Origin of the sequence: Streptomyces sp. NPDC051776 (assembly GCF_040681345.1) — a bacterium.
Taxonomy (GTDB): Bacteria; Actinomycetota; Actinomycetes; order Streptomycetales; family Streptomycetaceae; genus Streptomyces.
On record NZ_JBFAYQ010000056.1, the window covers coordinates 14,653 to 27,728 of the forward strand.

At 66.1% G+C, this 13,076-nt stretch carries 3 protein-coding genes and 2 pseudogenes; 3 read left to right on the forward strand and 2 right to left on the reverse strand.

Annotation, left to right across the window (positions count from 1 at the left end; translation table 11 throughout):
* Nucleotides 1–67: 67 nt before the first annotated feature.
* Both AB0M26_RS28295 and AB0M26_RS28300 read left to right on the forward strand, forming a co-directional pair.
* Complete coding sequence (locus AB0M26_RS28295; RefSeq protein WP_365265309.1) at nucleotides 68–3,034, forward strand: hypothetical protein; 2,967 nt, start codon at nucleotides 68–70, stop codon at nucleotides 3,032–3,034.
* 776 nt (nucleotides 3,035–3,810) lie between these two features.
* A complete protein-coding gene (locus AB0M26_RS28300; protein WP_365265311.1) occupies nucleotides 3,811–4,695 on the forward strand; it encodes an IS3 family transposase in 885 nt (294 codons plus the stop codon).
* A 201-nt stretch (nucleotides 4,696–4,896) separates the two neighbouring features.
* Here AB0M26_RS28300 and AB0M26_RS28305 read toward each other — a convergent pair whose 3' ends face one another.
* The gene (locus AB0M26_RS28305; RefSeq protein ID WP_365265313.1) at nucleotides 4,897–6,753 is read right to left on the reverse strand and encodes a hypothetical protein; all 1,857 of its coding nucleotides are present in this window, start codon (nucleotides 6,751–6,753) and stop codon (nucleotides 4,897–4,899) included.
* A gap of 466 nt (nucleotides 6,754–7,219) precedes the next feature.
* Nucleotides 7,220–8,066, reverse strand: a pseudogene (locus AB0M26_RS28310) (DEAD/DEAH box helicase family protein); the annotation flags it as partial.
* 2,671 nt (nucleotides 8,067–10,737) lie between these two features.
* On the opposite strand from AB0M26_RS28310, the pseudogene AB0M26_RS28315 reads away from it, so the two are divergent.
* Nucleotides 10,738–11,743, forward strand: a pseudogene (locus tag AB0M26_RS28315) (IS110 family transposase).
* The last annotated feature ends 1,333 nt before the right edge of the window (nucleotides 11,744–13,076 follow it).

Sequence of the window (13,076 nt, forward strand, 5' to 3'; positions counted from 1 at the left end):
CCAAGTGAAAGTTTAGGGAAGGGAGATCGCTTGGACTCATCACTCATTGGCACAAGGGAGGCACCGGGTGCGGGCACACAAGATCGCGACAGCCACCATGCTGGTCCTGGCAGTCAGCGGATGGGGCGTAGTGGCAGGGGCCGGGGCGGCATACGCCGAGACCGGCCCCACCCACGGAGGTGGGAAGGCGAAGACCGCCGGCAAGGGCCATCACCCCGCCCATGAGGGCGGAGGGAGGGCGAAGGCCCGGGCGGAGGGTGGATCCTCCACCGGCGGGGATATCTTCCAGCAGAACATTGCGCAGTCCGCCCGGCAGAACAACAACTGCAACAACCCCAACACGGGGGCAGACGCTGATGACACGGTGCTCACCGATAGCCGGGTGAGGGGCCGGTGCGTGACCGCCGACGGCTCCCTGACCGCGTTCTCCCGCATCCAGGGCGGCTCCGCCCACGCCAGGGGAGGGGCATCGTCCACGCTCCTGGCCGAGCAGACCATCGCTCAGCGGGGCAGGCAGAACAACAACTGCGACAACCCCAACAACGCACCTATCGACCTGGAAAACAGTCGGCTCGAGGGCCTGTGTTTCGACCAGGACCGCTCCGTCACTCACACGACCCTCGTTCAGGGCGGCGGCGCCCACGCCCATGGTGGCTCCGGCCAAAGCAGCACGGGCTTCGTCGGGGTGGGCCAGCAGAACATCGCCCAGGTGGGGCGGCAGAACAACAACTGCAACAACCCCCAACGCGGCTTCCAATTCGATGACGCGGTCATTGACCTGGACGACAGTCAGGTGAAGCTGCGCTGCGGGAACAAGGACACCTCCTTCACCAAACACACCTGGATCAAAAGCGGCGGTGCCCGAGCAGAAGGCGGCTCCGGCACAGGCGGCTTCCCTACCGCAGGCGCCGGGGTGGACCAGCAGGGCATCGCCCAGGAGGGCCGGCAGAACAACAACTGCATCAACCTCGGCAGCGACTCCGAGATCGAGGACACCGGCCAGCTGACCGTCCACTGCGAGAACAAGGACGTATCCTTCACCCAACACGCCCGCCTCAAAACCCGCGGCGCTCGAGCCCAGAGCGGCAACGCCACCGGCGGCGCAGGCGACGTCGTCGAGCTCGAGCAGCAGAACATTGCTCAGGAAGGCCGGCAGAACAACAACTGCACCAACGCCGAAGACACTTCCGATTTCTTCCTGGGCGAAGGCGGCCGGGTAGCGAGCAGTTGCGGGAACAATGACGCCTCCTTCAGCAGCCACACCCTCCTCAAAAGCGGCGGCGCCCGCGCCCAAGGCGGCAGCGGTACCTCGGTAGGCCAGCAGAACATGGCCCAGGAAGGCCGGCAGAACAACAACTGCAATGACGGCAACGCTAGCTCGGGCATCAGCCCCGACGCGGGCGGCCGGGTACAGCAGCGCTGCGGAAACAGGGACCACTCATTCAGCCACAAGACCCTCATCAAAGGCGGCGGCGCCCGAGCCCAAGGTGGCTCCACCACGGGGGCTGACGTAGCCCAGCAGAACGTGGCGCAGGAAGGCCGGCAGAACAACAACTGCAACACCCACAACAACGACTCGGACGTCGACGTGTCGCCGGGCCAGGCGAGGAGCAGTTGCGGGAACAAGGACGCCTCGTTCAGCAAGCACACCCGTATCAAGGGCGGCGGTGCCCGAGCCCACGGAGGCTCCAGCACGGGGGCTGACGTAGGCCAGCAGAACATCGCGCAAGAGGGCCGGCAGAACAACACCTGCCACAACCTCAACGCGGCGGACATCGACGTGGATGGAGGCCGTGAGACGAGCCGTTGCGGGAACAAGGACGCCTCGTTCAGCAAGCACACCCACATCAAGGGCGGCGGCGCTCGCGCCGACGGCGGCTCCACCACAGTCGGCGCTGTGGCGCAGCAGAACATTGCGCAGGTAGGCCGGCAGAACAACAATTGCACCAACCCCAATCCCGCCGACGAGGATATCTCCGTGGACTCCGGTCGTCAGCGGAGCCGTTGCGGGAACAAGGACGCCTCGTTCAGCAAGCACACCCACATCAAGGGCGGCGGCGCTCGCGCCGACGGCGGCTCCACCACCGGCGACCAAGTGATTCAGCAGAACATTGCGCAAGAAGGCCGGCAGAACAACAACTGCGCCAACCCCAACTTTCCCTCCACTACCCTGGACTCTGGCCGTGAGAGGAGCCGCTGCGGGAACAAGGACGCCTCGTTCAGCAAGCACACCCACATCAAGGGCGGCGGCGCCCGAGCCGACGGCGGCTCCGGTACAAGCACCGACACCGATGTGATTCAGCAGAACATTGCGCAGGAAGGCCGGCAGAACAACACCTGCAACAACAGCAACGAAGGTACTAGCGGCTTCCTTACCGTGGACGGGGGCCGGGTGGAGGGCCGTTGCGGGAACAAGGACGCCTCCTTCAACCACAAAACCTTTGTCAAGGGCGGAGGCGCCCGCGTCGAAGGCGGCTCCAGCCCCGGCGGCGACCTGTTCGCGCAGAACATTGCGCAGGAAGGCCGGCAGAACAACACCTGCAACAGCCGCAACAGCGACGCGACCATCACGGTGACCGGGGGCCGGGTGGAGGGCCGTTGCGGGAACAAGGACGCCTCCTTCAACCACAAAACCTTTGTCAAGGGCGGAGGCGCCCGCGTCGAAGGCGGCTCCAGCACTGGCGGCACTGTGACCCAGCAGAACATCGCCCAAGAGGGCCGGCAGAACAACAGCTGCAACAACCCCAACTTCCCCACCGAGGAGATCACCCTGACCGACAGCCGGTCAACGGTGCGCTGCAAGACGGTCGACGGCTCCGCCAACCTCCGCACCACAGACATCGGTGGCCGAGCCACGGCAGAGGGCGGATCAGCCACCGTCGACCTCTTCCAGCAGAACACCGCCCAAGAAGGCCGGCAGAGCAACACATGCGCCAACCCCAACAACCTCACCCTCACCACCACAAGCAGCCGCACACAAACCCAGTGCACCGCCCTCGACCGCTCCACCAACATCGGCTCGGACTACCGGTAAATCCGAACACTGCCTGACCCAGGGGCGGCCTCACCCTCAAATGGGCTAGCAGCGCGAAACCCCCGCTCAAGACCCTCGTTGCAAGAGCCGAGGTCTTCACGGCTGTACCTCCTTCAGCCATCCAAGCCCCGAAGACCCCCGATGCCGTACCCCGCCCGCACAGAACGAAGAGTGGGAACGCATCGGACCAAAGGACCGCCCTGACCCCGAGCAGCCGATCGAGGCCAGGGCGGTCCCTTCTGAGCTGTCGTCTACGAGATCACCGTCTATACCGACCCTGGCCGCACCGGGACGTTCCGCACCGGCGACGTCGTCCCACCTGTCCGGTAGAAGGGGCTCCACCCTGCGCTCAGGGTCGGGACAGACCTGCTCACTGAGATTCCCCACCTGCGAGGCGCTGACCTGCGGCGGAGTGTCGCACCCCCGGATTCGCCCGACAGTCAACCCGCAGTTGGACCGGGAGGAGCTGTCCAGGGTGGGCGAAGCCCATCGCACAGCGACGCCGTAGGCGCCCTTGATAGGGACGAGCGGTCCGAACCCTCAACTGGCGGGCGAATCCGGCCCGAACGTCCAACGAGCAACCAAGTGGGGAGGTCGAGCGGACCTGGTCGTTTTCAAGAATCGCCATCACGGTCGGCTGGTCCACATCCAAAGACCCGCACACTGAGTCAACTCCGCAAAAAAGTAGTGGAGTTGAGGCGGGCGAATGACATCCTCAAAGCGGAGAGTGCGCTTTTTGCCCAGGAGCTCGACCGTCCCCGGACGAGGCCGACCAGGTGATCGACAGCCTGAAGGAAGACGGCTTCGGGGTCGGGCCCGTATGCCGGGTGCTCGGCTGGTCCGAGTCCGCCTACTACGCCCGCAGGAAGCGGCCGAAGTCGGCGCGCCGGCTCCGCGACGAGCAGCTCATGCCACTGATCGAGCAGATCCACGCCGAGTCGGGCGGCACCTATGGGGCCCGCCGGATCACCCGCGCCCTGCGGCGCAAGGGCATCGACGTGGCCCGCTGCACGGTCGAGCGGCTGATGCGCAAGACGGGCCTGGAGGGCGTCATACGCGGGCAGCGGCGCCGCACGACGGTGCCGGAGCCGTCGGCCCCGCGTCCGCCGGACCTGGTCGACCGCGACTTCACGGCCTCGCGTCCAGACCAGCTGTGGGTGGCGGACATGACGTATGTCCGCACCTGGTCGGGCTGGGCGTACGTGGCGTTCGTCCTGGACTTGTACTCGCGGATGATCGTCGGCTGGCAGGTTGCGAACCACATGCGCACCGAACTCCCGCTGGATGCACTGGAGATGGCCCTATGGAGACGGAGGATCAAGAAAGACTCCAGGCTCATTCATCACAGCGACCGCGGCTCGCAGTATGTGTCGATTCGCTACACCGACCGGCTCGGCGAGATCGGCGCCTCGGCGTCGGTCGGCTCCGTCGCGGACTCGTATGACAACGCCATGGCCGAGGCCCTCAATGGCACCTTCAAAGCCGAGCTGATCGAGATGCAAGGCCCCTGGAAGGACGTCGACCAGGTCGAGCGAGCGATCTTCCAGTGGGTCACGTGGTACAACGAGGAACGCCTCCACTCCGCCCTCGACTACGTACCGCCCGCCGAGTACGAACGCGACTGGTGGCGACAACAGGAAGCCACCCCGCAGTCCGCCTGAAACAAGATCACCGGACTCTACGAAACGCAGGGCAGCTCAAGACCTTCGGTTCCTGGAACGAGGGTTCCAGGTCGGGGTTTCTCTTTGCTGGGCCATTCGTGTTCCCGGGCGCTCTACCTGCGCGGGGACCCAGCGCGCCGACGCCGAGTCATCGGCGCCTGGTCTGCGGGCGGGGCGGTGGCCGTGGGTGGTGCGCCTGGTTTACCGGTTGATCGTGGCGATGTTGGTGGAGCGGTCTACGGTGGTGCACTGGGCGTGTGTGCGGCTGCCGGTGGTGGTGAGGGTGAGGTTGTTGGGGCTGGCGCAGTCGTTGTTCTGGCGGCCCTCCTGCGCGGTGTTCTGCTGGAACAGGTCCGCTGTGCTGGAGCCGCCTTCGGCCTGGGCGCCGCCGCCGATGTCCGCGGTGCCCAGATTCGCGGAGTGGTCCACCGTCCGGCAGCCCACCTGCGACCGTCCCCGCTCCACGGTGATGTCGGTGGCGTTGGGGTTGGCGCAGGCGTTGTTCTGCCGACCCTCCTGAGCCACATTCTGCTGCTCCACAACGGCGGCTGTGCTGGAACCGGCTTCGGCGCGTGTGCCGCCGCCCTTGACCAGGGTGTGCTTGTTGAACGAGCCGTCCTTGGTCCCGCAACGCGCATCCGACCGGCTCCCTGTCACCTCGATGCTCGTGATGTTGGGGTTGTGGCAGGTGTTGTTCTGCCGGCCCTCTTGCGCAATGTTCTGCTGGCCCGCGTTGGCGACGGTGGCGGAGCCGCCTTCGGCTCGGGCCCCGCCGCCCTTGACACGGGCGTGCTTACTGAACGAGGCATCCTTGTTCCCGCAGCGCACCCCCGCCCGGCCCCCCGTCACGTGAAAGTCCGCGGACTCGTTGGGGTTGTTGCAATTGTTGTTCTGCCGGCCCTCCTGAGCCACATTCTGCTCGTTCAAATCGCCACCTCCGGTGTCCCCACTGAAGCCGCCCTCGGCTCGGGCTCCGCCGCCCCTGACATGGGTGTGCTGGCTGTACGAGGCGTCCTGGGCCCCACAATGCGCATCCAACCGGCCCCCCGTCACCTCGAGGGTCTCGTCCCCGAAATTGGGGTTGTTGCAGTTGTTGTTCTGACGCCCTTCCTGCGCAATGCTCACCTGTTCCACAACGGCGGGGACACCGGAGCCTTCGGCGCGGGCCCCGCCGCCCCTGACATCGGTGTGCCAGCTGAACGAGGCGTCCTGGGTCCCGCAACGCGCCCCCACACGGCCCTCCGTCACCTCGAGGAACGAGTCGTCGTTGAGGTTGTTGCAGTTGTTGTTCTGCCGGCCGGACTGCGCCACATTCTGCTGGTCCACCTCGGCGGAGCCGCCTGTGCCGGAGCTGCCTTCGGCCCGGGCGCCGCCGCCCTTGACACGGCCATGCTTGGTGACCGAGAAGTCCCGGTCCGTACAGCGGCCCTCCACCCGGCCCCCCGTCACCTCGATGCCTGATGAGTTGAGGTGGTTGCAGTTGTTGTTCTGCCGCCCGGACTGCGCCACATTCTGCTGGTTCACCTCGGCATCTGCGCTGGAGCCGCCCTCGGCTCGGGCGCTGCCGCCCTCGACACGGGTGTGCTTGGTGACCGAGAAGTCCCGGTCCGTACAGCGGCCCTCCACCCGGCCCCCCGTCACCTCGACCTCCGACTCGTTGGGGTTGTGGCAGTTGTTGTTCTGCTGGCCGCGCTGGGCGGTGTTCTGCTGCCCCAGGTCAAGCGCCGAGGAGCCGCCTTCGGCGTCCGCGGGGCCGGGCTGGATGCGGGAGAACGCAGTGAGAGACCCGTCACCGGTCACACACCGCCCCTCTGCCCGGCCACCGGAGAGCAGCATCTCCTCACTTACAGCATTGGGGTTGTTGCAGTTGTTGTTCTGCCGGGAGGACTGCGCAGTGTTCTGCAGGAAGACGCCCCCGACCGTGTCGGACCCTCCCCTCGCCCTCGCCTTCCCACCGCCGGGGTCCGTGTCCGCGAACGCCACCCCGGACCCCAGTGCCGTCCATCCGCCCACGGCCAGAACCAGCATCGTGGCCGTCGCGATCCTGTGCGCCCGCACCCGAGCCTCCTAGCGCCGATCAACCCAAACCAGATTGTTTCTCCTTCCTAACGCCGTCCTGCTACTTTCTGTCATGGCCTGCTTCGTCTCACACCCCAATGGCCCAACCGACCTCCCGCGGTGTCCAGGAAGTTGACGAAGAGGGCGGCACCGCTCGCCACCCGCCGTCATGCGAATGGGGCGGTGCATGAATCAGGTGGGTACCTGCTCAGAAGGGACCCCTGATGGACACGGAGACCGGTCACCTGATCGAGGGCTGACGGCGGTCGGTTGCGGTGCTGGACAGGGACGTTGAACGGTGCGGTGTGGCATCGAAGATGACGACGGCGAGCCGGGAAGCGGCGGTCGCGCTCGGGCTGATCCCGAGGCTGATGGACGAGCTGGCCGGGCTCGCCGCGGACAAGGTCCGTGACGGCGGGCTGCGGCTGATGGGAAAGGGCGGGCTGCGCGTCGAGCTCACCCGGAATGCCGCCTGCAGTGCCCCGAGCCGCTGCCCACGCACTTCCTCGCTACGCCGTTCCTCACCCATGAGCCGCTCGGGTGTGACCACCGGGTCCTCGAGCTCCATCACGATGATCTGGTAGCGGGCAAGCAGACCGCGGGAGACCGCCGAGGCGAGAGTGAGCTTGAAGAGCACCGGCCCGAAGATGGCCTCGTCGTCCATCGACGCGGCCATCTCCTCCGGCAGCGCATCCCGCACGCCCTCCGCGACCTCCCAGTTCGCAGGCCGCTCCTGCCAGATCCGCGGCGTCGCCGTCAGACACAACCGCCGCAACGCCGGAATGACGCCCTGGTCATGAATGGCCGCCCACGCCTTCCCCATCGACCCACTGGTGCGGTGCGCCTCATCCACCACCGTCAGGTCCATCGGTGCCAACTGCTGCCCGTAGACGCCCTCGTACGCCTCCGCCAGGACTCCCAGCGAGGCGTACGTCGCGTAGATGGTCACCGGCCCCGTACCGTGCCACAACGCCAACTGCACGGGATTCGTGGTGGAGCGCACCCGCAGGTTCCACAACTCCGGGTCGTCCCCGAGGCTGCACACCGCGACCGCCGGCCCCCTGTGCCCGATAACGGTGCCACTCCTTGACCGTCTGCGCCAGAAGATCCAGGGTCGGCACGAGAACGAGAATGCGCCCGGCGGGGGTAATCCGCTTGGCGGATGCCGCCGCGATGATGGTCTTGCCTGTGCCGCATGCGGCGTGCACCTGCCCGCGCAGGCCATGGAACGGAATGCCGCCCGGCGGAACATCGAGACCGCGGACGATTGCGGCCACGGCCTCGATCTGATGGTCACGCAGTTTCACGACCAGGTCCCGTAGGCCGACCGGTGTGTGCACCTCTGGCCCCTGACTTGGGTTTCTGGTGTTTCACCGGGTCCACTCGTAGTCGCCGTCCGCGTCCCACACGGCGTCGCGGTCGCCGTCGAGTAGGTCGTTCACCTCGTCCTCGGTGAGGACTTCGCGCGTGTCGTTCATGGCCCTCATGATGCCCCGCCGACTCCTGCCGCCGGGGGCGGTTTCACCAGCGTCGCTCACCGGGTGAACAAAGGGGGGCCCACCCTGGCTCCGATCGGCTGCTCGGGGCCAGGGTGGGCCCTTTTGTCCTGCGCGTTCCCACCCTCTTCCTTCTGGGCCGGGGTGGGCACGGCACAGAGAGGCCTGATGCTGGGAGGAACAGTGGAAGGAACGAGGGCTCCGGGCGGGGCGGTGGCCGTGGGTAGTGCGCCCGGTTTACCGGTTCACCGTGGCGATGTTGGTGGAGCGGTCGATGGCGGTGCACTGGGTTTGTGTGGGCTGCCGGTGTCGGCGGTGATTTCGAGGTTGTTGGTGTTGTTGCAGTTGTTGTTCCGTCGGCTGGCTTCGCAACCCCGAGCTACCAAGAGGCCCTGCCTTCATGCCCGCGGCCGACGGCAACCACCCGATCGAGACTCCCGTTCGACGCACACCCCTCAAGATCGGAACGACAACAGCTACTTAGCTCTCGAAGCACGCGTGGAGTTCCTATGACGCTGCGGGAGCAGACCAGCTCAGGATGACCGTACCGTTGCCGACCTGGTTACCGGTCACGATGCTGGACTGCGTAGCGGACGAGGTGACACACGAAAAGCCCGCCCCACCGCCGCCACCGCCGCCGAAGCCGAGGCTGGAACTATTTCCACCCCCGCCGCCGCCACCACCGCTGCATCCCCCGCCGCCGCCACCGCCGCCACCGCCGAGGGAGGAGCCTTCACCGTTTACCCCGTTTTCGGTGGGTGATGCTCCTGCCATGCCACCATCGCCACCATAGGTGCCACCACCGCCGTTTGCGCCATCCGTCGCTGTACGGCCTCCGGCACCACCATGACCGCCACCTACGTCGACTCCTCCACCTCCACCTCCACCGCCACCACCTGCGATGACGAGCGTCGAGCCGTCGCTGTCCAGCACGCCGCTCCCTCCCCCGCCGTACCCGCCATCGCCAGAATTCGGGCCGCCGGTGCGGCCACGACCGCCGCCCGCGCCCAATCCGTTGGCGGCGAAGGTGGGCCACTGGCAGCCCGCCACCACCGTCAAGGTGTCTTTCGGAGTAACCGGGACGGTCGCAGTGACCTGGGCGCCAAATCCCCCTGCGCCACCATTCGAGCCAACTCCAGCTCCGTCTTCACCAGTTGTGCCTTGCGCCCCAACTGCCGTCACCGTGAGCTGATGGACTCCGGCTGGTACGGGGACGGTGTACTGGTCACCGTTGGGGGTGCATTGAAACGTCTGGCTCGTGGTAGCCCCGGTCCCGGGAGCGCCGCCATTTACCGTGCTCCCCACGACATGGCCGGTGCCGGACAGGCTGCTGTCTCTGCCGACCACATATTTGCCGTTGCCCTGCACGTTAATCACGGTGTTGTGGTGCGGACTATTCACGTGAAGCTTGTACACCGTGCGACCGCTGGGGGGATTATCCCCGCCGTGCGCGCTCGCGCAGGGCGCACTCGTCGCCACCGCGCTGAAGACAGTTACGACTGTGACTCCGGCCCTGAGCGATTTCGATCTGACAGCCATGCTTTCCCCATTTCTCCATCGGTGATGGACGAGCAGAAATTATCAGCAACGGGCCGTACATAAGCTCATTGAGAACTCGGAATGCAAAAGTGCGCCAGGCAGTTGATGATCTGGGATGTTGTCATGACAGGCGGCATTGACGCCGTTGCACGATGCGTGCATGCACGCGTCGGTACTGCAGCGATGTGTCCGATGTCTACGGGATCAGGCGACGGGCTCGGTCTTGGTCTCATGCCCGATCGCGTTACCGCTCTGCGTCCTTGCGGCAGGCCGGGGAACAGTAGATCTGGCGGGTGGCTTGAGGGTTGCGAAGGGGCCCTCACAGATCGGGCAGATCCGTCGTTCCCGGATGTCGTCGCTGGTGCGCGCGGCATCGCGGCGCCTGCGGGCGGCTGTGGTGGTGAACTCTTTCTCGCAGAGAGGCAGGTCTGCCAGGCCGGCTTGCTGTGGCGGTTAGCTGACTTGCAGGTGGGTGAGCAGAAGACTTGTCGGCTTGCAGCCGTAGGCGGCGGTGAAGACGGTCTCGCAGACCGGGCAGCGACGGGCCATCTCCGGTTCGACCTCGGCCGTGTCGGGAGTGGGTCAGGACCTTCTCCTCGGTCGAGCGTCTCGACGATGATCCGTTCCACGTCGGCATTGATCAAGTGCCCCTCGGTGCGCAACAGCGGATCTTCGGTCCCACCACGATGCATGCCAAACCAACGACGAACTTCTGACAGTGAGGATTGGTGATGCACCGCTCGGGGGTCTGACTCCTCGTCTGACTGACGCTTGTGTTGTCCTTGGCTGGAATCGTCGGCCTGCCGAGCGGTGCCGCTTGGCGCGTGGCCGGTCGGGCTTCTGTGACTTCATAGGAGCCCGGCCAGAGGTCCCATCACTGTCTTGTCCGTCTGCCCGACCGGCTCGCGCCCTCCCACCGGTGGACGTTGGAAGGGCAGCACACAACAGCATGGCAGACGAGATAGCGGTGGTCGGCGGGATCGACACCCACACCGACCTCCACCAGGCCGCGGTCATCGACAGCATCGGCCGGCATCTGGCCACCGAGCAGTTCGAGACAACCCCAGAGGGATACCAGCGGCTGCTGGACTGGCTCCGGTCCCACGGTGAGGTCCTCGCCGTGGGGGTCGAGGGGACCGGTGCCTACGGTGCCGAGATCGCCCGCTTCCTCACCGCGAACGAGGTCACGGTGGTCGAGGTGGACCGGCCGGACTGCAAGGCGAGGCGGGACAACGGCAAGTCCGATCCCATCGACGCCTACGGGGCCGCGACCGCGGTCCTCTCCGGCCGGGCCGGAGGCACACCCAAGGGCCCGCAACGGGATCGTAGAGGCGATCCGGGCCCTGCGGGTGGTCCGCAAGAGCGCGGTCAAGGCCCGTACGCAGACCATCAACCAGATCCGCACGCTGATCGTCACCGCGCCGTCTGACGTGCGGGACAAGCTACGCGGCCTGTCCGCGCGGGCGCTGGTCCAGACCCTGGCCCGTTCCCGCCCCACCGGTGAGCTCGATGATCCGGCCTGCGCGGTCAGGACAGCACTGCGTCGCGTTGCCCGCCGCTACCAGTCACTCGACGAGGAGATCAAGGACGCGGACAAGGAAATCGGGCCGCTGGTCACCAAAGCTGCACCAAGGCTCATCGCCCTGCCCGGCGTCGGCCCCGAGACGGCTGGCCAGCTGCTGACGAGCGCGGGTGACAACCCCAACCGGCTCCGCTCCGAAGCCGCCTTCGCCCACCTCTGCGGGGCCGCCCCGGTCCCGGCCTCCTCCGGCCGCACCAACCGCCACCGCCTTAACCGGGGCGGCGACCGCCAGGCCAACAACGCCCTGCACACCATCGTGCTGGTCCGCATGAAGTACGACCAGCGCACCCAGGAGTACGTCACCCGACGCACCGCCGAAGGCATGGTCAAAAAGGACATCGTCCGATGTCTGAAACGGTTCGTCGCCCGCTAGATCTACCGCCACCTACCCCATGTGACCCACACCACCAAACCGCTCCCACAGAGCGCTTGACGATCTATTAGGAGCTTCTCAGGTCATTAGCTAAGAGTCGGAGGTTGGGAGGCGTGTTGTCTCCCAGGTGAGAGTGATCTGGCCATTTCCTGTGAGGTTTGAGGTGCCGTAATACGAATTTTGCGCGGAAGGCGTGATATATGAGCCGCCAGCGCCTCCTCCTCCGCCCCCTGCGCCGTCTACGCCGGGCCCCCTGCCGCCGTGGCCACCCAGTCCGCCGAAGTGCCAGCCACCACCACCACCGCCACCGGCTCCCCCTGCAGTCCCATAGCTGGAGCCAGTTCCGTTACCGCCTTGCGGGTTAGGTGAAGCGTTTGCTACTCCTCCGTAGCCGCCGTCTTGGCCGCCGCCGGTCTGCCCGTTACTGGGAAACGGCCCCGCGGTACCTCCACCACCTCCAGCGTGGCTGCCTCCTCCTCCGCCTCCTCCTCCGCCGCCTCCCGCAACCGCGAGCGGCGTGGAGCTGTTACCCGTGAGCACGGCGCTGGCGCCGCCGCCGAAGCCGCCGCTGCCGGCCAAATCACCGTTCCCGGGAGTGGCTCCATTTCCGCCTGGACCGTAGCCATAGCCGCGCGCGAACTCATTTCTATTTCCGGAGCAGCCGACCACAACCTGCAGTTGCTGGTTGGGAATGACAGGCACCGTTCCCGACACCACCGCGCCAAAACCGCCCGACCCTCCATAATATTGCTGCCCGGGTCCGCCGTTTCCGCCTTGGGCGCCAGAGGCTTGGATACTAACGGTGTAAGTGTTCGGAGGAACGGTAACGTTTTGCAGCGCGCCTGAGCAATTAAATACCTGCTGATTGCCTTGAAAGGTGTATTCTGCGCCTGCTTCATTCAGGTAGGAATTAGCCATGGCGGATGTTGTAGTGGGCGTCATCAGCAGCCCCACAAAAGAACCGACCAGAATTCTCTGCCGATAACCTGAAGAGCGCATAATTACATCCTCCTCCAGACGATGAAGGCCCTATGCGGCTTACGCTACCGTGATCAAGACCCCGGCCCCGTTAACAACGCGGGCCGGCGGGTGGTTGATGTGGCTTCGCGCACGGCTGCGCACGTCGGGTGCGGAACGTAGGCGGGCAACCAGCGGAGCTGCGTCTCGGGTGGCACCGGCCGTGACGCTCAAAAGCACGGAAGCGTGACCGATCACGGTGGAGGGTTCCGCCACACGGCCTAATACTCCAGTCTGACTTCGCGATCTTGTGGCGAACCCGGCTGGGAACGGGTACGGCCATCGCGTGATCATCGGTTGGTGTGTGGACAAACGA